A 25,058-nucleotide genomic window follows, 5' to 3' on the forward strand; every position below is an offset into this window, starting at 1 on the left:
AGCACATTTCTTTTTTGTAAATGAAAAATTCATTATTTCGTGCAAAAAATTTCACAGGAATGTTACATTTCTCACAGAAACAATAAGACTATATGTAGTAACATTTTAATCAAAAGACAACAACATATTGGTGGAGGGTTATAAATGTTACAAAAAAATACACGTGGAGAAGAATTAATGAGAGTGTTTGAGACAATTGTCCACGGCAATGAACAAGATTTAATGCAAGAAAATGCAAATGTAGATGGCCGCTCTCCGATGGGAGTAATGGGAACGTTCGCATCTGAGAGTGCGAAATATTATGCAGTTGAAAATTTATTGTCAGATCAAGTGAAAAAAGCGATAAATCAAAATATATTATATCCACATGACTTAGATTTTTATGCGACTGGGACAACGACTTGTTCGCAAATTCCATTAGCGCAAATGCTTGCTAACGGTTTTCATACAGGACATGGCCATATGAGACAACCGCAAGACATTAAAAGTGCATTGGCTCTTTCGTCTATTATTTTTCAAGCGAATCAAAATATGCAGCATGGTGGTCAATCGTTTGCACTCTTTGATATTGATTTAGCTCCATATGTGAGAAAAACAGTAGAGAGACATAAGAAACGATTACAGTCATATCCGCTTACGAAAGAACAAATAGAAGAATTTGCATGGAAAGAAACAGAAAATGATACGTATCAGGCTTGTGAAGCGTTTATTCATAATTCAAATAGTATGCATAGTAGGGGCGGGGGACAAGTACCGTTTATTTCTATTAATTATGGAACAGATACATCAAAAGAGGGACGATTATTAGTTAGAGAGCTTTTAAAAGCGACACAAGCTGGTCTTGGTAAAGGGGAAACACCAATTTTTCCTATTCAAATTTTTAAAATGAAAAAAGGTTTGAACTTTGAAGAAAGTGATCCGAACTATGATTTATTTGAATTAGCGTTAGAAACAACGGCTGAAAGATTATTCCCTAACTTTTCATTTTTAGATGCGCCATTTAATGCAGTGCATTATGATGGACGACCGGAAAGTGAAGTATGTTACATGGGATGCCGTACTCGTGTTATGTCTAACATACATGGAGAAGAAACAGCGATTGGAAGAGGGAATTTATCATTTACGTCTATTAATTTAGTGAAATTAGCGTTAATTAGTGGTTCAAAAGAAGCGTTTTTTGAAGCGTTAAATTATTACTTAGATTTAGGGATTAAGCAATTATTAGAACGATTTGAGTACCAATGTACGAAGCGAGCTAGAGATTTTCGATTTTTATATTCACAAGGTGTATGGCGCGGAGGAGAAACGTTACAGCCTGAAGATTCTGTAGCATCCATTTTAAAGCAAGGGACGTTAAGTCTTGGTTTTATCGGTCTTGCGGAGTGTTTAGTAGCTTTAACAGGTAAGCATCATGGAGAAGATGAAGAATCGTGGAAACTTGGATATGAAATCATTTCCTTTATGAGAGATAGAATGGATAAAGCGACAGAAGAACATGAACTGAATTTCTCAGTAATTGCAACTCCTGCAGAAGGGTTATCAGGGAAGTTTGTGAAAAAAGATAGAGAAGAATTTGGTGTGATTAGCGGTATAACGAATCATAATTATTATACGAATTCGTTCCATATCCCAGTTTACTATAACATTCAAGCGATAAATAAAATTCGTTTAGAAGGACCTTTCCACGCCCTATGTAATGGGGGACATATTACGTATATTGAACTAGACGGAGCAGCAATGCATAACAAAAAGGCGTTAAAACAAATTGTGCAAGCGATGGCAGAGAATGGCGTTGGATACGGTTCAATTAATCATCCTGTTGATCGTTGTAAGTGCTGTAGCTATCACGGAGTTATCGGAAATGAATGTCCAAGCTGCGGAAATGAAGATGAGGCCAATATAGAAAGAATTCGCCGCATAACAGGTTATCTTGTAGGAGATATGTCGAAGTGGAATAGTGCGAAACGTAGTGAAGAGATGGATCGGGTGAAGCATAAATGAAAGTGATGAACATCATTCATGATAGTGTAGTAGATGGAGAAGGATTGCGGACAGTCGTGTTTTTTGCGGGCTGTCCGCATCGTTGTTTCGGTTGCCATAATCCGAAATCGTGGAATATTTGTAATGGAACTGAAATGACAGTAGAAGAAATTATGGAAGAGATTGCAAGTAATCCATTAACTGATGTAACATTTTCAGGTGGAGATCCATTTTTCCAAGCTAATGAAGTGAAAAAAGTAGCAAAAGCTGTGAAAGATTTGAAAAAAAATCTATGGATGTATACAGGTTATACGTTAGAAGAGATACAGAGTTCTCAAAATAATGATATGATAGAGTTGTTACATTATGGGGATGTTTTAGTCGATGGAAGATTTGAAATCGAGAAAAAAGATTTAACACTTCCATTTCGCGGAAGCTCCAATCAACGTATTATTCGATTGAAAGAGTAAAAAGGCGGGATAGATTATATGAATAAAACAGTATTACTTGTTGAAGATGAAAGAAGATTACGTGAAATCGTTAGTGATTATTTTCGTAATGAAGGCTTTGAAGTAATCGAAGCAGAAGACGGAAAAAAAGCGTTAGAATTATTTGCAGAGCATGAAATTGATTTAATTATGTTAGATATTATGTTACCAGAAATAGATGGATGGTCTGTTTGTAGACGAATTAGAAAAGAATCAGCTGTACCAATCATTATGTTGACAGCACGTTCGGATGAGGATGATACATTATTAGGATTCGAATTAGGTGCAGATGAATATGTAACGAAACCATTCAGCCCGAAAGTGTTAGTAGCTCGCGCGAAGACGTTATTGAAACGTGCGGATGGCGTGGTAGGAGTAGCGGAAGAAAATACTATGTCTTTAGCTGGAATAGAAGTGAATCGTCTATCTAGAACCGTTTTAGTAGATGGAGAAGAAATTATATTAACACATAAAGAATTTGAACTTCTTGTTTATTTAATGGAGAACAAAGGAATTGTGTTGTCACGACAACATTTATTAGATCAGTTATGGGGATATGACTATTACGGTGATGACCGAACGGTTGATACTCATATTAAAAAACTACGAAATAAGCTAGGAGATAAAGCGAAGCATATCGGTACTGTTATTCGAGTTGGTTACAAATTTGAAGAATAATTGTAACGGATTGTGTACTTTAGCCTAGGGAAATGTCAATTTTATATCCTCTTTTGCAGGTAGAATGTACAAAAAATACTTTTCTTGTCTACAATGTTAGATAAGAGTATTTTTTTAATTGGATTTCACGATGAGTTCACAAGAAGGACACAAAACGTGACTATACTGAAAATACGAATTCACCAGAGAGGGGAAATAAAACATGGGATATTACGACGGACCAAATTTAAATGAAGAGCATAGGGAAACGAGAGAAGTGAGAAAATCGGGCAGTAAAAAAGGTTATTTTTTCACAGGTTTAGTCGGGGCTGTAGTTGGGGCTGTCACAATTAGTTTTGCAGCACCATATATGCCATGGGCTCAAAATAATGGAGCGGCTGTATCGTCATTTAGTTCGGATTCAAAAGTTGAAGGTACTGTAGTTCCTGTTGTCAATAAAGCAAAAAATGAAACTGATTTACCTGGTATGATTGAAGGCGCGAAAGATGTTGTTGTAGGTGTTATTAATATGCAACAAAGTATTGATCCATTTGCAATGCAACCGACAGGTCAAGAACAACAAGCTGGCTCAGGATCAGGTGTTATTTATAAAAAAGCAGGAAATAAAGCATATATTGTAACGAACAACCATGTAGTAGATGGTGCAAATAAACTTGCTGTAAAATTAAGTGATGGTAAAAAGGTAGATGCAAAACTAGTAGGGAAAGATCCTTGGTTAGATTTAGCTGTTGTTGAAATTGACGGGGCTAATGTAAATAAAGTTGCCACTTTAGGTGATTCAAGCAAAATCCGTGCGGGTGAAAAAGCAATTGCAATCGGTAACCCACTAGGATTTGATGGAAGTGTAACGGAAGGTATTATTAGTAGTAAAGAACGTGAAATTCCAGTAGATATTGATGGGGATAAACGGGCAGATTGGAATGCTCAAGTTATTCAAACAGATGCAGCGATTAACCCTGGTAATAGTGGTGGTGCATTATTTAACCAAAACGGTGAAATAATTGGGATTAATTCAAGTAAAATTGCACAACAAGAAGTTGAAGGGATTGGATTTGCTATTCCAATTAATATCGCAAAACCAGTTATTGAATCACTTGAAAAAGACGGAGTAGTGAAACGTCCAGCTCTTGGAGTAGGTGTCGTTTCATTAGAAGATGTGCAAGCTTATGCGGTAAATCAATTGAAAGTACCGAAAGAAGTAACAAATGGCGTTGTATTAGGTAAAATTTACCCAATATCCCCTGCAGAAAAAGCTGGTTTAGAGCAATATGATATTGTAGTAGCATTAGATAATCAAAAAGTAGAAAATTCACTTCAATTCCGTAAATATTTATATGAAAAGAAAAAAGTAGGCGAAAAAGTAGAAGTTACATTCTATCGTAACGGTCAAAAAATGACGAAAACAGCCACTTTAGCAGATAACTCAGCTACAAAGAATCAATAATCGAAATAAAAGAAAGTCTCTTTCATATTGAAAGAGACTTTCTTTATCGGCTATACTAAAGGAATAGGAGGGATAAATTATGACAATTGAAAACCCAACTCGTACGGAAATTGGTGAAGTACTAAAGAAAAGCAAAACGATTGCAGTTGTTGGATTATCGGATAAGCCAGAACGTACATCGTATATGGTTTCAAAAGCAATGCAAGATGCTGGGTATCGCATTATTCCAGTAAACCCAACGGTAGATGAGGTGCTTGGAGAAAAGGCAGTTGCTTCACTAAAGGATATTAAGGAACATGTTGATATTGTAAATGTATTCCGCCGTCCAGAATTTTTAATGGATGTTGCAAAAGAATTTGTAGAGATTGATGCAGATGTTTTTTGGGCACAATTAGGAGTACAAGATGAAGATACATACAAACTTTTAAAAGAAAAAGACTATACTGTAATAATGGATCGTTGTATAAAAGTAGAACATGCGATGACAAAATAGTGTAGACTGTAAAGTTAGAAAGATTGGTTCAGCCCACATTATAGATAAGTAGGGCCGATGAACGAGGTGTTCATCATGAGATTTTTTAAAGGCTGTTTTTGGGGATTGTTACTTGTAATCCCGTTTTGGATATTGATCATTTGGATCATAATAAAGGTTTGGAATGTGTAATCTTGGCATACATATCCATTTCTCGTTGACAAACGATTATTTTTCTGAAATAGTAGCCTAGAGGAATCCTTGTGAAAAAACAAGGATTTTTCTATTGAAAATGGTATATAAAAGAGATAAGATAACTTGCCAAAACTATAGTCGAGGCGTTATTCTATAATAGAAACATATGTTCTGATTTTGGATTAGGAAAGGGGCAAGGAGTTTGGCGAAGCATCAGTTCCAATATAATGAAGATGCGATTCAAGTGTTAGAAGGACTTGAAGCCGTTCGAAAACGCCCGGGTATGTATATCGGGAGCACGGACAGCCGTGGATTGCATCATTTAGTATACGAAATAGTAGATAACTCCGTTGATGAAGCGTTAGCGGGATTTGGCGACGAAATTTCTGTCGTAATACATAAAGATAATAGTATTAGCGTTATAGATAAAGGGCGAGGAATGCCTACGGGAATGCATAAGCTTGGAAAACCTACACCAGAAGTTATTTTAACTGTACTTCATGCCGGTGGTAAGTTTGGTCAAGGTGGTTACAAAACGAGTGGTGGTTTACACGGTGTTGGGGCATCAGTTGTAAACGCCTTATCAGAATGGTTAGTCGTAACGATTAAGCGTGACGGTAGCATTTATGAACAACGTTTTGAAAATGGTGGTGTTCCTGTAACGACGCTTGAGAAAATTGGGAAAACGAAAGAATCTGGTACGACAATGCATTTCAAACCAGATACAACGATTTTCAGTACAACAAATTACAATTATGAAACGTTATGTGAAAGATTACGTGAATCAGCATTCTTACTAAAAGGAATGAAGATTTCAATTAAAGACGAACGAAATGATTTAGAAGATGTATTTCATTATGAAACAGGAATTGAAGCTTTCGTTTCCTATTTAAACGAAGAAAAAGATTCTATTCATCCAGTTGTATACTTCACTGGTGAACAAAATGGGATTGAAGCAGAACTAGCATTTCAATTTAATGATGGTTACTCAGAAAATATTCTTTCGTTTGTAAATAACGTACGTACAAAAGACGGTGGAACACACGAAGCTGGATTTAAAACAGCCATGACGCGTGTGTTTAATGAGTATGCGCGTAAAGTTTCACTATTAAAAGAAAAAGATAAAAACTTAGAAGGTACAGATATTCGTGAAGGGGTAGCAGCTATCGTTTCTGTACGTGTACCAGAAGAAGTACTTCAGTTTGAAGGACAAACGAAAGGGAAACTAGGTACAAGTGAAGCGCGGTCTTCAATTGATGCGATTGTATCAGAGCATTTAGCCTACTTTTTAGAAGAAAACCCGGATGTAGCTACACTTCTTGTGAGAAAAGCAGTGAAAGCAGCGCAAGCGCGTGAGGCTGCTCGTAAAGCGAGAGAAGAAGCTCGCAGTGGTAAGAAGAAGAAAAAATCAGAAGGTACATTAAGTGGTAAGTTAACACCTGCACAATCACGTAACCCGCAGAAAAATGAACTGTACTTAGTAGAGGGTGACTCTGCCGGTGGTTCAGCAAAACAAGGACGAGATCGTCGTTTCCAAGCGGTATTACCGTTACGTGGTAAAGTTATTAATACAGAAAAAGCAAAGCTTGCTGATATCTTTAAAAACGAAGAGATTAATACAATCATTTATGCGATTGGTGGCGGCGTAGGAAATGAATTCGATGTTGAAGATATTAACTACGATAAAGTTGTCATTATGACCGATGCTGATACGGACGGAGCTCATATTCAAGTATTGTTATTAACGTTTTTCTACAGATATATGAAACCACTTATCGAAGCCGGAAAAGTGTTTATCGCACTTCCACCTTTATATAAAGTAAGTAAGGGAAAAGGTAAGAGTGAAGTAATTGAATATGCTTGGTCAGATGAAGAATTAGACGGTGTAACGAAAAAGGTTGGAAAAGGCTATATGTTACAACGTTATAAAGGACTTGGTGAGATGAATGCGGATCAATTATGGGAAACGACTATGAATCCTGAAACACGCACATTAATTCGCGTGAAAATTGATGATGCAGCAAGAGCAGAACGCCGCGTTACAACGTTAATGGGTGATAAAGTAGAACCGCGTCGTAAATGGATTGAGCGTAATGTACAGTTTGGTATGCAAGAAGAAGGAAATATTTTAGAAAATGAAATGATAATGGAGACGGAGGTGGAATAACATGCAAGCAGAGAAGTTTCATGACCTCCCGCTTGAAGACGTGTTAGGTGACCGCTTTGCACGTTATAGTAAATATATAATTCAAGATCGTGCACTTCCAGATGCACGTGATGGTTTAAAGCCAGTACAAAGACGTATTTTATATTCTATGTATGTAGAAGGTAATGTACATGATAAAGCGTTTCGTAAATCAGCTAAAACAGTAGGTAACGTTATCGGTAACTATCATCCACACGGAGATTCCTCTGTATATGAGGCGATGGTACGTTTAAGTCAAACTTGGAAAGTACGTAATGTTTTAGTTGAAATGCATGGTAATAATGGTAGTGTCGATGGGGACCCAGCAGCAGCAATGCGTTATACGGAAGCTCGTTTATCACCAATTGCATCTGAATTATTACGTGATCTTGATAAAGAAACAGTTGAATTCGTGTCAAACTTTGATGATACGAGTGAAGAACCAGTTGTATTACCAGCAGCGTTTCCGAACTTATTAGTGAACGGATCAACGGGGATTTCCGCTGGTTATGCAACAGAAATTCCTCCGCATCATCTTGGAGAAGTTATTGATGCTACAATGATGCGTATTGATAAGCCAAATAGTACTGTTGATGATTTATTAACAGTTATGAAAGGACCAGATTTCCCGACAGGCGGTATTATTCAAGGGATTGATGGTATTAAAAAGGCGTATGAAACAGGAAAAGGTAAAATCATTATTCGTGGAAAAGCAGAAGTTGAAACGGTTCGTGGTGGGAAACAGCAAATCGTAATCACTGAAATTCCTTACGAAGTGAATAAAGCAAACCTTGTTAAAAAAATGGATGAATTACGTCTAGATAAAAAATTAGATGGTATTGCTGAAGTTCGTGATGAGACAGATCGTACAGGTCTTCGCATTGTTGTAGAATTGAAGAAAGAAGCAAATGCTGAAGGGATTTTAAATTATTTATATAAAAATACAGATTTACAAATTCCGTACAACTTTAATATGGTAGCGATTAATAATCGTCGCCCAACACTTATGACATTACCAAAAATATTGGATGCTTATATTGGCCACCAAAAAGAGGTTGTTACGAGACGTTCACAATATGAATTAAGAAAAGCGGAGAATCGTCAACATATTGTAGAAGGTTTAAAGAAAGCATTATCGATTTTAGATCAAGTAATCGAAACGATTCGAGCTTCAAAAGATAAGCGTAATGCAAAAGATAATTTAAGTGCGAAATTTGGTTTTACAGAAGCGCAAGCGGAAGCGATTGTATCCTTGCAATTATATCGTTTAACGAATACAGATATTACAGCACTACAACAAGAAGCCGATGAGCTGAATAAGAAAATTATAGAGTTACAGGCGATTTTACAAAGTGAAAAAAGATTGCTTCAAGTTATTAAAACAGATTTAAAGAGAGTGAAGAAAACATATAGTGATGATCGTCGTGCTATTATTGAAGAACAAATTGAGGAAATTAAAATAGATGTAGAAGTAATGATCCCACAAGAAGATGTCATCGTTACTGTAACGAAAGAAGGGTATGTGAAACGTACTGGATGGCGCTCGCATAATGCCTCAAATGGCAAAGACTTCGGTATGAAAGAGGGTGACATCTTACTTGAACGATTCGATACGAATACGACAGAGACAGTCCTCTTATTTACGAATAAAGGAAACTATATATATCTGCCAGTATACGAAATGCCAGATATTCGTTGGAAAGATTTAGGTCAGCACGTTGCTAATATCGTTTCACTCGACCGGGATGAAACCATTATTTGGGCAACTGTCGTACCGAACTTTGAGGAAGAAAAACGATTTATCGTATTTGTAACGCGGAATGGTATGATTAAGAAAACAGAATTAAACCAATATAAAGTACAGCGTTATTCAAGGGCGTTCGTCGCTGTAAACTTGAAAAAAGATGATGTGGTTGTCGATATATTTGCGACAGATGGAACGAGTGATATTGTTCTTGCTACACACGGTGCATATGCACTTATTTTCCATGAAGATGAAGTAAGTCCAGTAGGCGTAAGGGCCGCTGGTGTGAAAGCAATTAATTTAAAAGAAGATGACTATGTTGCTTCTGGTAAACCATTAAATGGTGACAAAGATCAACTTATTCTCGTAACGCAGCGCGGTGCTGTAAAACGTCTAAAAGCAACAGAAATTGAGAAATCAACGAGGGCGAAGCGAGGGCTTGTTATTTTCAAAGAGTTAAAACGTAATCCATACCGCATTGTCGGTATTGAAATTGTTCGAGACGATGAACTAGTTTACATGAAGACAGAGAAACACATTGTAGAAGAAATTGATCCGAAAGCGTATCGAAATAAAGACCGGTATAGTAACGGTAGTTTAGTGCTAGATGTTAATGATACTGGTGAAGTTATTGAAACGTGGACGAAAAAAAGACCGGAATAAAGGGAGCATCTTGCTATGGATAATGGCAAGATGCTTTTTTCTAGGCAAATTAGTATGAATCTTGTTATAATAACTGAATGAAATCGTTCTCATAAAGTGAAACTTTAATCAGTGGGGATCTTACTCGCCACAAATAGCAGGATAAATGGAGGGACAACATGAAAAAAATAGGTGTAGGGATTGTAGGGTTTGGATTTTCTAGTACAACATTTCACATCCCATTATTACAAACGATAGAAGAATACGATATTCGTGCGGTATTATCTTCAAAAGAAGAGGTAGTAAAAGAAACATTACCGAATGCTAACGTCGTTAGTACAATTGATGAATTGGTGAAGCGAGCTGATATTGACTTAGTGGTCATTACTTCACCGAATACAACTCATTTTCCATATGTAAAAGAAGCAATATTAAACGGTAAGCATGTTGTTGTGGAAAAGCCATTTGTTGTTTCAATTGAAGAAGGAGAAGAGCTTATTTCATTAGCAGAGCAACATAATGTGGTATTGAGTGTATATCATAATCGTCGTTTTGATAATGACTTTTTAACGATAAAGAAATTATTAGAAGAAAATAGAATAGGGAATGTATACGCATATGAAGCGAATTTTGATCGTTTCCGTCCACATGTCCGTGATCGCTGGAGAGAAAAGAACTTACCGGGGTCAGGTATATTATATGATTTAGGGTCACATTTAATTGACCAAGCATTATCATTATTTGGGAAACCAGATGCGATAAGTGCAGATGTAATTAAACAACGACCAGGTGCACAAATTGATGATTACTTCCATGTTGTACTTCACTACGGAGTAAAGCGTATCATTTTACATAGTAGCAGTTATGTAAAACAAGCAGGTCCACACTTTACACTGCATGGAGAAAAAGGTTCTATCGTGAAGTATGGTATGGATTCACAAGAGGAACAATTAAAAAATGGAATGAAGCCAGGCGATAACGGTTACGGAGTAGACGCTGAAGCGAATTTTGCTACTTTAGAAACAGAAGAACGTTTAGACCGTATTCCAACAGAAGTCGGCTGTTATGACATGTATTATAAAGGTATAAGAGATAATATATTAAATGGTGAGAAACTACCTGTAACAGCACAAGAAGGTTTAGAAGTTATTAAGCTGATTCAATTAGCGGTTGAAAGTAGTGAAACGGGTAGAGTCATTTCGGTAAAATAAAAAAGACACGAATTTCGTGTCTTTTTTATTTTTCTGGGACGGACAGTCCATAAAAGAACATCGTAACGATATCTTGTATATGTTTTTCACGATCTCCTTCCAAAAGTTGTGCTCCAAAATCATCACCTAATTTAGTGAACATTTGAATGTAAAGTAACATCATTTCTTTAGTAAGGTGGGGGTTAATTTCATTTTTTTGCTGCGCTTGTTCTAATATTTCTAAATACCATGGCAGTATTTTTTCATTTTGATAACTATAAATAAACTCTCGGAGAATTTCGTCCCTTTGCATCATTTGTAGTAACATATCAGGCTGAAATAATCCGCCAGTATTCATTTTTCTTACAATCATTTTTTGCATCATATCATGGAAAGGTAATTTTTCTTCAGCAAGCTCTTTATAATATTGAAATTCAGATATAATAAATTCTTGTATAAGTTCTCTAAATAACGCATCTTTACTTCCAAAATGATTATAAATTGTAACTTGAGAAACGTTTGCTTCTTTTGCGATATGTTCTATTTTCACTTCATTAAATCCACGTTCTGAAAATAATAAGAAAGCTGCCTTTTTAATAGCGCGTTTTTTCTTTTCTTTTACTTTTTCAAAGCCGTTCAATGCAATCACCTCAATTAAAATATACAAGAAAAAATAATGGAAAACAATATTTTTGAAATATGGACATATAAATATTTCAAAAAGTTGTTGCGAATATGAAAGATGAGGAGTACAATAATTTTGAAATATCATAAATTAAATATTTCAAAAAATGAGGTGGAATTATGATTTCAGTTCAAGATGTTACAAAACAGTTTTCGAATGGAAAAGGTCTGTTTCATATTACATTTGATGTAAAAGTAGGAGAAGTATTCGGTTACTTAGGACCAAATGGTGCCGGGAAATCAACAACGATTCGTAATTTAATGGGATTTATAAAACCGACATCTGGTAAAGCAACGATTTTTGGATTAGATTGCTGGAATGAAGCCGCGAAAATTCAAAGAGAAGTCGGATATTTACCAGGAGAAATTTCTTTTATTGAAGGAATGAATGGATTAGACTTTCTAAAGTTAATGCAAGGAATGCGCGGATTACAGGATACGAAAAGACGAGATGAACTAATAGAACGTCTACAATTTGATGTGAAAACACCAATTCGTAAAATGTCTAAAGGAATGAAGCAAAAAGTAGGGATTGTTGCTGCTTTTATGCATGATCCAGAAGTGCTAATCTTAGATGAACCAACATCTGGACTCGATCCACTTATGCAGCAAGTGTTTATAGATTTAATATTAGAGGAAAAGCAAAGAGGAAAAACAATTCTTATGTCGTCGCATATTTTCACTGAGATTGAGCGTACATGTGACCGAGTAGCGATTATTAAAGATGGGCGCCTTGTAACGGTTGAAAATATTCACGATTTACAAAGTATGAGACGACAGATAATAGATGTAACCGTATCATCGCAAGAAGAGATTGAATCTCTTACACAATGTAATTTGCAATTTGAAACGGTGAAAGGTAGAGAGGCATCGATTATTGTGCAAGGAAACTATCAAACTGTTTTACAAACACTTTCAGACTATAATGTAACAGCACTTCAAACGAGAGCAATGGATTTAGAACATTTATTTATGCATTATTACGATAAGAAAGAAGGGGTAAAGCATGAATAAGCAATTATTTTTAGCTAGTTTGAAAGAAACACAAAAAAGTATTTTAAGTTATGCAACTGGTGCAGCTCTTTATTTATGGTTATTAATTTGGATATTCCCCTCAATGGTATCAGCGAAAGGGTTAAATGAATTAATAAGTGCTATGCCTGATAGTGTGAAAAAAATTGTTGGTATGGAAAGTCCGATTCAAAATGTGATGGATTTTTTAGCTGGTGAGTACTATAGTCTATTGTTTATTATCATATTAACAATTTTTTGCGTTACAGTTGCGACACATTTAATGGCACGTCATGTAGATAAAGGAGCGATGGCATATTTATTAGCGACACCTGTATCCAGAGTGAAAGTTGCAATCACGCAAGCTGTTGTTCTCATATTAGGACTACTAATCATTGTAATTGTCACATATGTAGCGGGGATAGTAGGTGCAGAATGGTTTTTAAAAGATAATAACTTAAATAAAGAATTATTCCTCAAGATAAACGTAGTCGGAGGGCTCATATTTTTAGTAGTTAGCGCTTATTCATTTTTCTTTTCTTGTATATGTAATGATGAAAGAAAGGCACTGAGCTACTCAGCGAGTTTAACTATTTTATTTTTCGTACTAAATATGGTAGGCAAATTAAGTGATAAGTTAGAGTGGATGAAAAGTCTATCGTTATTTACACTGTTTCGTCCAAAAGAAATTGCTGAAGGAACGTATAATATATGGCCGGTAAGTATAGGTTTAACTGCTGGAGCGCTTTGTATATTTATAATAGCAATTGTTGTATTTAGGGAGAGGGATTTACCGTTATAGAGTAGAAAGTCCACTATATGAGTGGACTTTTTTGATGAGGAGGAAACTAGTGGATCATTTATTCCGTGTTAAGCTATATGTACATGATATTGAAAAGTCAGTATTGTTTTATGAAACAATTATTGGATTAAAATTGTATAAAAGAAGTGAGCATACAGGACGTTTTAATCATGATTGCTTTTCTTTATTACTAGCTAGCGATTCAACATTGAATGAAAATCACTATTTTTACAATCAAAAAGAAATGAAAGGGCATGGCTTTGAACTAATTATTGTTGTCGACCGAATTGAAGAAGTATATGAACGTTGTAAAGAGAAGCGATGCAAGATACAAGAAGAAATTCAAACTTATCCGTGGGAGATGAGAGGATTTAAAGTTGTGGATCCAGACGGATATTTCCTTAGGATCACGTCTAAGTAAAGGTAAACATGAAGAATGTTTACCTTTTTTTATGAAAATATTCAAAAAAATGAACCTTTTTCTAGGCTCATCCGTCTAATACATGTAAAGTTAAATTTGAAGTGAGGATGAAACAGGAGGAGCAATTGTGAAAGTAATCCCTTTATATAAAATGTTTGTAAAAGAAGAAACAGATGTTTCCTTAGCGAAAAAAGGTGACCATGAAGCATTTATGACGCTTATACATACAGAAAAAGTGAAGATGTATCGTATTGCAAAGGCTATGTTACGTGATGAGACAAATATAGAGGATGCGATACAAACAACAATTTTAAAAGCCTATGAAAATTTAAAAAAATTAAAGAAAGAAGAGTTTTTTCAAACTTGGTTAATTCGAATTTTAATGAATGAATGTAACAATATTATTAGAGCGTATAAAAAGGTAATTGTGACAGAAGAGAATGATTACAATATGAGCGCGTGCGATCAGTATGAAGATATAGATTTGTGTAATGCGATTCAATCGTTACATGAAGAGTTAAGGGCTGTTACGGTGCTTTATTATTATGAAGATATGAATCAAGAGAGTATAGCGAAGCTTTTAGAAGTACCAAAAGGAACAGTGAAATCGAGATTGTCACGTGCGAGGGAACAACTACAGAAACGATTAAAGATGGAATAGGAGGTGCAAAGGATGGATGATGAAAAATTATTTGATGAGAAATTAAAAAAGAGAATAAAAGAAGAGAATGTTATAGTGCCGCCAGAGTTAAATGAAAAGATTAATGGTACACTACATAATCTTCCGGTAAAAAAGAAAGGTTACAGAGTTTATATGATGGTTATAAGTGCTGCTGTTCTAGCACTTTCAATTGTGTCTATGTCGGAGTTTTCTGATCAAATTTTTGCTCAAAACGGCGGAGTATTTGAATATGTAAAGAAAAAGGCATTTTCTGATTACGAAAATGAAGAGGAAGTAAAATCGAATGCAAATTATCCAGATAAAGAAAAGATTCATGAAAAGATGCTAGATTCCATTGATCATTTTAAAAATATTTCAGGACAATTTGAGGAATATTCTAGTTCGTCAAGAATTGCTACAACATACAAATATACAATTGATACGGAGCAACAAAGAGGTATCTCTTCGAAAGAAGATAAATTAGTGAAAAAACGGACTATTATATATAACGAGGGGAAGAAAAAAGAATTTGATGATGAGAAGTATACATATAAAGAGATGAAATGGAGTCCGAAAGAAAAAAACAATGAATTATTAAAATTAAATCCTACGGAAAGGTTATTGAGAAAATCAGGTGAGAAAAAAAGATATGATGATGAATATGTTGGATTAGCGAAGTATAGTATTCAATCAGAATTTGCTGATCTATTAATTCGATATAAAGATTGGAATTATAAAGAAACGAAGTATCTTGGACTTGATTGCTACAAAATAGAAGGGACAATAAATATAGAAATGCCTGTAAGTACATCTGAAGATTTAAGAGGGAAATTTGAAATGGTTGTAGAGAAAAATACAGGGATTATGTTGAAGTTTCTTAGTTTCCACGAAGGTATGATTCAATATTCGATCACGACTGAATGGATACAAATAAACAAAGGATTGAAAGAGAATGCCTTTCAAAAGGATAGCGTTAATTATGAGAAATTGAAAAATATATTAGATGAATAGAAAACGGAGGGAACGATATGGAGAATACCTCTTCTTCAAGAGAAAAGAAAAATAAACGAAAATATAAAAAGACAACGATAATAAGTGTATTGTTAGTAGTATTACTATTTGGTGGAGTTGGATATGGTACTTACGTATATATGAAAACTTCTAATCTCGTACAAAAATCAAATGTTAATTTAGCACGTGGTGAAAAATCAAATTTACGTGAGAACGCCGTAAAACCAATTGCAAATAATGTTTCACTTTTAATTATGGGAATTGATGAAAATCAGGAACGACAAAAGGAATATAATGGGGCATTTCATACAGATGCACTACTGCTAGCTACTTTTAATAAAGACGATAAAACAGTGAAATTAACGAGCATACCACGTGATACATACACATATGTTCCAGTTGAAAAGAAAAAAGATAAAATAACGCATGCATATGGAAGAGGTTTCGTTAAAAATGGTAAAGATGGAGGGCCGCAAGCTTCAGTTGAAACGGTAGAAAAATTATTACAAGTGCCTGTTGATTATTTTGTGAAGTTTAATTTTAATTCATTTACTAAAATTGTTGATGGATTAGATGGGATTGAAGTAGATGTCCCAGTTGAATTTACGGAGCAAAATAGTAAAGATGAAGCTGACGCGATCCATTTGAAAAAAGGACTACAAAAATTAACAGGAGAAGAAGCACTTGCCCTAGCAAGAACGCGTCATATTGATAGTGATGCAATGAGAGGGCAGCGCCAACAACTTGTTATGGAAGCGATTTTAAGTAAATTAAAAAGTGTAGGCTCGATTACGAAGCTTGAAAAAATAGTTGAGGCGGTTGACGGTGATTTTAAAACAAATTTAACAATGGATGATATTTTATCTTTTTATAAATATGGTTTAAATTGTTCGGTTGAAAAAATTCAATTAGCAGGTGATGATTTATACTTACCTAATGGCCCAAACGGCCAACGTGTATATTATTATAATCCTAATAAAAAAGATCTACAGAGTTTGAGTAATACACTTAGAACACATCTAGGATTAAGTGAAAAGCAGATTGAGGAGAATTAAAGCAGGCATAATGTCTGCTTTTTTATTATGTTTAATAGTATGACATTTAAAATTAAATGTTATACACTATTTTTAAATTATGGATAATAGTGTAACATAAAGATGTGGTTTAAGTTAAATAACAGGGGGGATATTACATAAAATACATCATTAGCAATTATTGGAATAATATGGGAGAAATGAAAGGAACAGGGGAGTATCAAAAATGAGAATCGTAAAGAATTTAACATTTCAAGTTATTGTGGCCATTATTTGTGGTATTGCAGTAGGAGCAATTTGGCCGAGTGTTGGACAAGAGATGAAGCCAATTGGTGAAACGTTCATCAATATGATCAAAATGGTTATTGCACCGATTATCTTTTTAACAATTGTGCTTGGTATTGCAAGTATGGGAAGTATGAAAAAGGTAGGTCGTGTTGGCGGAAAGGCACTATTATATTTTGAAATTGTTACAACAGCGGCTTTAATTATTGGTATCATCGTAGCAAATGTTGTTCGTCCAGGAGATGGATTAGATCCTTCAAAACTAAAGGGCGGAGATGTTTCACAATATGTACAAAGTGGGCAAGAAATGAAATGGATGGATTTCTTTTTGCATATTGTGCCGTCTAACATGTTTGAAGCATTTGCAAAAGGTGATATTTTACAAGTGTTATTCTTCTCAATTTTATTCGGTGCAGGGTTAACGATGCTAGGGAAAAATGGACAACCAGTTATCGACTTTTTTGAAAGATTATCGAAAGTATTTTTTAACATTTTATCCATTGTAATGAAATTAGCACCGGTTGGAGCATTCGGTGGAATGGCATTTACAATTGGAAAATACGGTTTAAGCACGCTCATACCACTTGGTAAACTAATGATTTGTGTATATGCGACAATGGCATTATTTGTTTTTATTGTATTAAATTTTATTTGTAAACTGTATAAATTTAGTTTGTGGAAATATTTATCTCACATTAAAGAAGAATTACTCATTGTTCTTGGGACATCATCATCAGAATCAGTACTACCGCGAATGATGACAAAGATGGAAGACTTCGGATGTTCGAAGCCGGTAGTAGGTTTAGTCATTCCGACGGGATACTCTTTTAATTTAGATGGAACAACGATTTATTTATCAATGGCTACTATATTTTTAGCGCAAGTCTTTCACGTCGATCTTTCACTAGGTCAACAATTAACTATAATAGCTATTTTGTTAGTTACATCTAAAGGAGCAGCGGCAGTAACAGGCGGAGGATTTATTGTACTAGCATCTACCTTATCTGCAATGAATGTTATTCCATTAGAAGGGTTAGCACTATTACTTGGGGTAGATCGTTTCATGTCAGAAGCACGTGCTATCGTTAATTTAATTGGTAATGGTATTGCGACTGTAGTTGTTGCAAAAAGTGAAAATGAATTTGATAATGAGAAGTATATGAAAATAGTAGAGGAAATGAAAAGAGAGAAAATGGTCGGATAAAAAGTCAGCTTTGCTGACTTTTTTATTTTTGTAGAAAAGGGGTTTGTTATAATATACATTATTTATTAACAATAATTTACAAGTGTTTTATAGCTAAGGGATATAAAGACTATTAAATCAGTACATATAATTCAATGAGGTATAGTGTTTTAAAAGATTATGGAATTTTTATGAATATTACTGTAAAAAAATAATTTTTTAAAAATTTTCAATAATAACACTTTACAAAACTCAAAAAATTAGTAGAATAATAGTTAATAAGAATCTTCTGATAAATATATAAAGAAAAACAGAATTATCAGAAAATTCTTAAATGAGAGCGTTAAGAATTAGGGAGGGTACAGAAAGTGAAAAAGAAAAAAATGAAAAAACTAACAGCAGTTGTAGCACCAGTTTTAGCAATGAGTATGGCATTAACAGCATGTTCTACATCAGGTGGAGATAAGAAGACAAGCACAAATTCTAGCTCTGGCGGAGATAGCAAATCAGAAGAAAAATTAGCAGCGAAACAAGTGTTCAATAAAACAGAAAATCAGGAAATCCCAACAATGGATACTTCAAAGAGTACAGATACTTTGGGTTCTCAAATTTTAGGGAACACAATGGAAGGATTATACCGTTTAGATAAAGAGAATAAACCAATCCCAGCTGCGGCAGAATCAAGTACGAAGAGTGAGGATGGTAAAAAATATACATTTAAATTACGTAAAGATGCAAAATGGTCAAATGGTGATCCTGTAACAGCGAAAGATTTCGTGTTTGCATGGCAACGTTTATTAGATCCAAAAACAGCTGCTGAGTATGCATTCATCGCATTCCCAATTAAAAATGCAGAAGCGGTTAATAAAGGTGAAAAACCTGTAACAGAACTAGGAGTTAAAGCAGTAGATGACCTTACTTTAGAAGTTGAATTAGAACAAGCAGTACCATACTTCTTAAACTTAGTAGCATTCCCATCGTACTATCCATTAAATGAGAAATTCGTAAAAGAAAAAGGGGATAAATACGGTTTAGAATCTGATACAACTGTATATAACGGACCGTTCGTTCTTACTGATTGGAAGCATGAGCAAGGCTGGAAACTGAAGAAGAATGATCAATATTGGGATAAAAAGACTGTAAAATTAGATGAAATTAACTATAGTGTTGTAAAAGAGCCAGCAACTAATGTGAATTTATATGATAGTGGTCAAATTGATTTCTCCTTATTAACAGGTGAATTTGTTGACAAATATAGAAATAATAAAGAGGAATATGGGGTGTATAACGAACCAAGTACGTTCTTTATACGTTTAAACCAAAAACGTGGTGGACAAGATACACCATTAAAGAGTAAAAAATTACGTGAAGCAATTGCGCTATCAATTGATAAAAAGAATTTAACAAATGTTATTTTAAATGATGGGTCAAAACCTGCAGATTATTTAGTGCCGAAAGGCTTAGCAGCTGGAGCTGATGGGAAAGACTTCCAAGAAACGTTTAAAAACGGTATTAAACCAGATGCGAAAAAAGCAGCTGCTGCATGGGAAGAAGCGAAAAAAGAACTTGGAAAAGATCAAGTTACAATTGAGTTTTTAAACTATGATACTGGTAATGCGAAAAAAGTTGGGGAATATGTAAAAGATCAAATTGAGAAAAACTTAAAAGGTGTAACAGTAAATATTAAACTGCAGCCGTTTAAACAAAAACTTAAATTAGAATCAGATCAAGATTATGATATTTCATATGGTGGATGGAGCCCAGATTATGCGGATCCAATGACATATTTAGATATGTTTGAAAGTAAGCACTCTCATAACCAAATGAGTTTCTCTGATCAGAAATATGATGAAATAATTAAAAAAGCTGGTGGGGAATTAATGAGTGATGCGAAGAAGCGCTGGGAGGAACTAGGAAAAGCAGAGAAATTACTTCTTGAAGAAGATGTAGCCCTTGTACCTTTATATCAAAGTGCTAGATCTTATGTTATGAAACCGCATGTAAAAGGTGTTGTTAAGCATAATATTAGCCCAGAATACAGCTATAAGTGGGCATATGTTACTGAAAAATAATAAAAGTTGTGAAAGTACTTCAAAGCAGTCTATCTGCTTTGAAGTACTTTTTTTATTGTACAATGACACGAAAATGAAAGAGTAGAGAAAGAACGAAATGTAGTAGATGGAGGGATACCTGTAGCATGTTCATAAAAAATAGACTATACTACTAATCGGAATAAATTTTTTAAATATTTCAAAAATAACTTTACAAAACCGGAAAAATTAGTAGAATATTAATTAATAAGAATTTTCTGATAACTAGTTATTAGAAAATCTCTAAAAATTAGTTTCGTACATATAATTGGGGAGGGTACAAAAATGAAGAAAAAGATGAAAAAGTTCACGGCGGTTGTAGCGCCAGTTTTAGCGATGAGTATGGCGTTGACAGCGTGTTCTGGATCTGGTGGGGAGAAGAAATCAACTACGACGTCTAGTGGTGGTGGGGAAGAGAAAAAATCTGAAATTAAATACGCGGCAAAACAAGTGTTAAATCGTACAGAGAATCAAGAGATTCCGACGATGGATGTTTCAAAATCTACTGATACATTAGGTTCTCAAATTTTAGGGAACACAATGGAAGGTTTATATCGATTAGATAAAGATAATAAGCCGATCCCAGCTGCAGCAGAATCTAGTACGAAAAGCGAGGATGGCAAAAAATATACATTTAAATTACGTAAAGATGCAAAATGGTCAAACGGTGATCCAGTAACAGCGAAAGATTTCGTATACGCATGGCAGCGCTTACTTGATAAAAATACAGCTGCAGAATATGCGTTTATTGCCTTCTATATTAAAAATGCAGAAGCAATTAATAAAGGTGAAAAGCCTCTAACAGATTTAGGAGCAAAAGCGGTAGATGATTATACGCTAGAAGTAGAATTAGAAAAACCAGTACCATATTTCTTGAATTTAATGGCATTCCCATCTTACTATCCTTTAAATGAAAAGTTCGTAAAAGAAAAAGGAGATAAATTCGGTTTAGAAGCAGATACAACGTTGTATAACGGACCGTTCGTTATGGCTTCATGGAAACATGAACAAGGATGGCAGCTAAAGAAAAATGATAAGTACTGGGATAATAAGACTGTAAAATTAGAAGAGATTAACTATAGTGTAGTAAAAGAAGTTGCGACGAAAGTAAACTTATATGATACAGGATCAATTGATTTCACACTATTATCAGGAGAATTCGTTGATAAATATAAATCGAACAAAGAAGAGTACGGTGAGTATTCAGAAGCAAGTACATTCTTCTTACGTTTAAATCAAAAGCGTAACGGACAAGATACACCGTTAAAGAGCAAAAAACTACGTGAAGCAATCGCATTATCAATTGATAAAAAAGGTTTAGCAAACGTTATTTTAAATAACGGTTCAAAAGCAACAGATCAATTAGTGCCAAAAGGGCTTGCGACAGGACCAGACGGTAAAGACTACCAAGATACATTTAAAAATGGTTTAAAATATGATCCGAAAAAAGGTGCAGCAGCTTGGGAAGCAGCGAAAAAAGAACTTGGTAAAGATCAAGTGACAATTGAATTACTAAGCTATGATGATGGAACTGCGAAAAAAATTGCTGACTATTTTAAAGATCAAATTGAGAAAAACTTAAAAGGTGTAACGGTTAACACGAAAATTCAACCGTTCAAACAAAAACTAAAATTAGAGTCAGCACAAGATTATGAAGTTTCGTTTGCAGGTTGGAGCCCAGATTATTCGGATCCAATGACATTTATTGATATGTTTGAATCGAAGAGCCCATATAACCAAATGAGTTATTCGAATCCAAAATATGATGAAATGGTAGCGAAAGCAGGTAATGAATTACTGTCTGATCCGAAGAAGCGTTGGGAAACGTTAGGAAAAGCAGAGAAATTATTCCTTGAAGAAGATGCAGGATTAGTTCCTTTATATCAAACAGGAAGAGCGTATGTAATGAAACCGAATGTAAAAGGAATTGCGAAACACAACATTAGTCCAGAATATAGCTTTAAGTGGGCTTATGTAACGGAAGGTAAATAATAAAAAAGAGCGTGTTTAAAAGTAGATAAGTTATTTTTAACACGCTCTTTTTATATTCAATTAAATAGAGAAGAATAAGAAATGTGGTACTGACATATAGTAGATGGGGGAGAATTCGTATAGCAATAATAGTAAAATACATAGTTACTATAAAAATAAAATTATTAAAACTTCAAAAATGAGGGTAATTAATAGCGTGTTAATTGGTGAAAAGGTATTAATAATTATGTTCATAGAAAATCTCTCAAAGTTAGTTTCGTACATATAATTGGGGAGGGTACAAGAATGAAGAAAAAGATGAAAAAATTCACGGCAGTTGTAGCACCAGTTTTGGCAATGAGTATGGCTTTAACAGCATGTTCTGGATCTTCTGGTGGGGAGAAGAAATCGACTACAACGTCTAATAATGGTGGGGAAGAGAAGAAGTCTGATATTAAATATGCGGCAAAGCAAGTGTTAAATCGTACAGAAACGAATGAAATTCCGACGATGGATACTTCCAAAAATACAGATACACTTGGCTCACAAATTTTAGGGAATACGATGGAAGGTTTATATCGCCTTGATAAAGACAATAAGCCAATCCCAGCTGTAGCAGAATCTAGCACAAAAAGCGAGGATGGTAAAAAATATACATTTAAACTACGTAAAGATGCAAAATGGTCAAACGGTGATCCAGTAACAGCGAAAGATTTCGTATTTGCATGGCAACGTCTAGTAGATCCAAAAACAGCTGCTGAGTATGCATTTATCGCTTACTATATTAAAAATGCGGAAACAATTAATCAAGGAAAAGGAGAAGTTTCTACATTAGGTGTAAAAGCGGTAGATGATTATACGCTTGAAGTGGAACTAGAAAGACCAGTACCATATTTCTTGAACTTAATGGCATTTGCGTCTTACTATCCATTAAATGAAAAGTTCGTGAAAGAAAAAGGGAATAAATTCGGTTTAGAGTCTGATACAACACTTTATAATGGTCCATTTGTGCTTACTGATTGGAAGCATGAGCAAGGTTGGAAATTAAAGAAAAATGAGCAGTATTGGGACAAAAAGACTGTAAAACTAGAAGAAATCAATTATAGTGTAGTAAAAGAACCAGCTACTAGAGTAAATTTATATGACACAGGTGCGATTGATTTCACACTTTTATCAGGTGAATTTGTTGATAAGTATAGAAATAATAAAGAAGAGTTCGGCGCATATTCGGAAACAAGTACGTTTTACTTACGTCTAAACCAAAAACGTGGTTGGCAAGATACACCGTTAAAGAGCAAAAAACTACGTGAAGCAATTGCATTATCAATTGATAAGAAAGCTTTAACGAATGTTATTTTAAATGATGGTTCAAAACCAGTGGATTACTTAGTACCAAAAGGTTTAGCGAGTGGACCAGACGGTAAAGATTTCGCAGAAACGTTCAAGAATGGTTTAAAACAAGACTCCAAAAAGGCAGCGGCAGCCTGGGAAGAAGCGAAAAAAGAACTTGGAAAAGATCAAGTAACAATTGAACTGTTAAATTATGATACTGGTAATGCGAAAAAAGTTGGGGAGTATGTAAAAGACCAAGTTGAAAAGAATTTAAAAGGTGTAACAGTAAATATTAAACTGCAGCCATTTAAGCAAAAACTAAAATTAGAATCAGACCAAGATTATGATTTCTCATATGGCGGCTGGAATCCAGATTATGCGGATCCAATGACATACCTTGATATGTTTGAAACAAAAAATTCGCAGAATCAGATGAGCTATTCAAATTCAAAATATGATGACATTATTACTAAAAGTAAGACGGAATGGATGGCTGATGCGAAAAAACGTTGGACAGAGTTAGGGAAAGCAGAAAAATTGTTACTTGAAGATGATGTAGCGCTTGTACCTTTATATCAAAGTGGTAGATCATATGTTATGAAACCAAATGTAAAGGGGATTGTGAAACATAATATTAGTCCGGAATATAGCTTTAAATGGGCGTATGTAGAAGAGAAATAAAAAAGAGAAGAGCATTTTCAAGTTGCGGTATAGCACTTGGAAATGCTTTTTTTATGTGCACGATTTATTGATGGGTGAATATATGTATTATAGAAAATTTAAAGGAGAATTCTATGAAACGAAACACATACATCGATTTCTTAGCGTATTACGGAATAGGGAGTGCTCATCCTGGCGGTTTTACGTTAACAAAACAATTGTTAGCACAACTGCCTTTTAGATATGGAGCTAACGTCCTTGAGATAGGCTGTGGTACGGGGAAAACAGCAGCGTATATGACAAAAGAATGTGGTTATAAAGTAACGGCGGTTGAACAGAATGAGATTATGATTCAGAAGGCGAAAGATAGATGGTCGTTTGAAGGAATAGACATTCAATTAATTGAAGGAAAGGCAGAGCAATTACCTTGTTTGCATGACTCATTTGAATTGGTACTCGGAGAATCGATACTTGCTTTTACAGAGAAAGAAAGGGTTATCTCGGAGTGCTATCGTGTATTACAGAAGGACGGAAAGTTAGTTGTAATTGAAATGATTATTAATGCCCACATTGGGAGGGAAGAGGAAGAGAAAATCGCCCAATTATATGGCATGAACGAACTATTAACTGAGAGTGAGTGGATTCAATTATTTCAGAAAGCAAACTTTAGGCGGGTTACAATTGCTGGCGGTGGCACAATTGCAGAAACAATCTCTAGCTATATAGAAGAGCCAGAATGGAATGTATCACAATTTATTCCGAATGAGTTATATGAGGCATGGGTACAGCATGAAAATGTACGACTTATGTACCAACATATTTTAGGCCATCGTATTTTTATATGTGAAAAATAAAGAAAAAGAGTTGGCTAAAGGTAGTCAACTCTTTACTTATG

At 34.7% G+C, this 25,058-nt stretch carries 20 protein-coding genes; 19 read left to right on the forward strand and 1 reads right to left on the reverse strand.

Going from position 1 to position 25,058, the window contains the following annotated elements; all coding sequences use genetic code 11:
- Positions 1–144 precede the first annotated feature (144 nt).
- From ACYVEC_RS05790 to ACYVEC_RS05825, 8 genes are all read left to right on the forward strand, one after another.
- Positions 145–2,001, forward strand: a complete 1,857-nt coding sequence (locus ACYVEC_RS05790) for an anaerobic ribonucleoside triphosphate reductase (RefSeq protein WP_063221275.1) — start codon at positions 145–147, stop codon at positions 1,999–2,001.
- Positions 1,998–2,450 carry an anaerobic ribonucleoside-triphosphate reductase activating protein gene (gene nrdG, locus ACYVEC_RS05795; RefSeq protein ID WP_063221274.1) on the forward strand — a complete coding sequence of 151 codons (453 nt, stop codon included), beginning with the start codon at positions 1,998–2,000 and terminating at the stop codon, positions 2,448–2,450. The genes ACYVEC_RS05790 and nrdG overlap by 4 nt, the downstream gene beginning before the upstream one ends.
- 18 nt (positions 2,451–2,468) lie before the next feature.
- Positions 2,469–3,146 carry a response regulator transcription factor gene (locus ACYVEC_RS05800; protein ID WP_001044686.1) on the forward strand — a complete coding sequence of 226 codons (678 nt, stop codon included), beginning with the start codon at positions 2,469–2,471 and terminating at the stop codon, positions 3,144–3,146.
- 202 nt (positions 3,147–3,348) lie between these two features.
- Positions 3,349–4,590: a S1C family serine protease gene (locus tag ACYVEC_RS05805; protein ID WP_063221273.1), complete on the forward strand. Its 1,242-nt coding sequence runs from the start codon at positions 3,349–3,351 to the stop codon at positions 4,588–4,590.
- Between the two features lie 79 nt (positions 4,591–4,669).
- The gene (locus ACYVEC_RS05810; protein WP_063221272.1) at positions 4,670–5,083 is read left to right on the forward strand and encodes a CoA-binding protein; all 414 of its coding nucleotides are present in this window, start codon (positions 4,670–4,672) and stop codon (positions 5,081–5,083) included.
- A 376-nt stretch (positions 5,084–5,459) separates the two neighbouring features.
- Complete coding sequence (parE, locus tag ACYVEC_RS05815) at positions 5,460–7,424, forward strand: DNA topoisomerase IV subunit B (RefSeq protein WP_063221271.1); 1,965 nt, start codon at positions 5,460–5,462, stop codon at positions 7,422–7,424.
- 1 nt (position 7,425) lies between these two features.
- A complete protein-coding gene (parC, locus tag ACYVEC_RS05820) occupies positions 7,426–9,849 on the forward strand; it encodes a DNA topoisomerase IV subunit A (RefSeq protein ID WP_063221270.1) in 2,424 nt (807 codons plus the stop codon).
- 158 nt (positions 9,850–10,007) lie between these two features.
- Positions 10,008–11,039, forward strand: coding sequence for an oxidoreductase (locus ACYVEC_RS05825; protein WP_063221269.1), 1,032 nt, complete (start codon positions 10,008–10,010; stop codon positions 11,037–11,039).
- Between the two features lie 25 nt (positions 11,040–11,064).
- On the opposite strand, the gene ACYVEC_RS05830 is transcribed toward ACYVEC_RS05825, so the two are convergent.
- Complete coding sequence (locus tag ACYVEC_RS05830) at positions 11,065–11,667, reverse strand: TetR/AcrR family transcriptional regulator (protein ID WP_180230795.1); 603 nt, start codon at positions 11,665–11,667, stop codon at positions 11,065–11,067.
- Between the two features lie 155 nt (positions 11,668–11,822).
- Between ACYVEC_RS05830 and ACYVEC_RS05835 the strand changes: the two genes are divergently transcribed.
- The 11 genes from ACYVEC_RS05835 (at position 11,823) to ACYVEC_RS05885 (ending at position 25,017) form a co-directional block, all read left to right on the forward strand.
- On the forward strand, positions 11,823–12,716 hold the full coding sequence (locus ACYVEC_RS05835) for an ABC transporter ATP-binding protein (RefSeq protein ID WP_063221267.1): 894 nt from the start codon (positions 11,823–11,825) through the stop codon (positions 12,714–12,716).
- The gene (locus tag ACYVEC_RS05840) at positions 12,709–13,515 is read left to right on the forward strand and encodes an ABC transporter permease subunit (RefSeq protein WP_063221266.1); all 807 of its coding nucleotides are present in this window, start codon (positions 12,709–12,711) and stop codon (positions 13,513–13,515) included. The genes ACYVEC_RS05835 and ACYVEC_RS05840 overlap by 8 nt, the downstream gene beginning before the upstream one ends.
- Positions 13,516–13,564: 49 nt before the next feature.
- Positions 13,565–13,936 carry a VOC family protein gene (locus ACYVEC_RS05845; RefSeq protein ID WP_063221265.1) on the forward strand — a complete coding sequence of 124 codons (372 nt, stop codon included), beginning with the start codon at positions 13,565–13,567 and terminating at the stop codon, positions 13,934–13,936.
- A gap of 127 nt (positions 13,937–14,063) precedes the next feature.
- Positions 14,064–14,597, forward strand: a complete 534-nt coding sequence (locus ACYVEC_RS05850; RefSeq protein WP_098555226.1) for an RNA polymerase sigma factor — start codon at positions 14,064–14,066, stop codon at positions 14,595–14,597.
- Between the two features lie 12 nt (positions 14,598–14,609).
- A complete protein-coding gene (locus ACYVEC_RS05855; protein ID WP_098555228.1) occupies positions 14,610–15,608 on the forward strand; it encodes an anti-sigma factor in 999 nt (332 codons plus the stop codon).
- 17 nt (positions 15,609–15,625) lie between these two features.
- Positions 15,626–16,663 (forward strand): LCP family protein, encoded by a 1,038-nt coding sequence (locus ACYVEC_RS05860; protein ID WP_063221262.1) that lies wholly within the window; start codon positions 15,626–15,628, stop codon positions 16,661–16,663.
- A gap of 205 nt (positions 16,664–16,868) precedes the next feature.
- Entirely contained in the window at positions 16,869–18,131 is a 1,263-nt protein-coding gene (locus ACYVEC_RS05865; RefSeq protein ID WP_098555229.1) for a dicarboxylate/amino acid:cation symporter, read from the forward strand.
- A gap of 347 nt (positions 18,132–18,478) precedes the next feature.
- On the forward strand, positions 18,479–20,182 hold the full coding sequence (locus ACYVEC_RS05870) for a peptide ABC transporter substrate-binding protein (protein WP_199677877.1): 1,704 nt from the start codon (positions 18,479–18,481) through the stop codon (positions 20,180–20,182).
- Positions 20,183–20,485: 303 nt separating this feature from the next.
- Positions 20,486–22,192 (forward strand): peptide ABC transporter substrate-binding protein, encoded by a 1,707-nt coding sequence (locus ACYVEC_RS05875; RefSeq protein ID WP_098556519.1) that lies wholly within the window; start codon positions 20,486–20,488, stop codon positions 22,190–22,192.
- A 285-nt stretch (positions 22,193–22,477) separates the two neighbouring features.
- The gene (locus tag ACYVEC_RS05880) at positions 22,478–24,184 is read left to right on the forward strand and encodes a peptide ABC transporter substrate-binding protein (RefSeq protein WP_098556517.1); all 1,707 of its coding nucleotides are present in this window, start codon (positions 22,478–22,480) and stop codon (positions 24,182–24,184) included.
- Between the two features lie 113 nt (positions 24,185–24,297).
- Positions 24,298–25,017: a class I SAM-dependent methyltransferase gene (locus ACYVEC_RS05885; RefSeq protein ID WP_063221258.1), complete on the forward strand. Its 720-nt coding sequence runs from the start codon at positions 24,298–24,300 to the stop codon at positions 25,015–25,017.
- Positions 25,018–25,058: the final 41 nt, after the last annotated feature.

The organism is Bacillus sp. MN7755, from assembly GCF_054771475.1.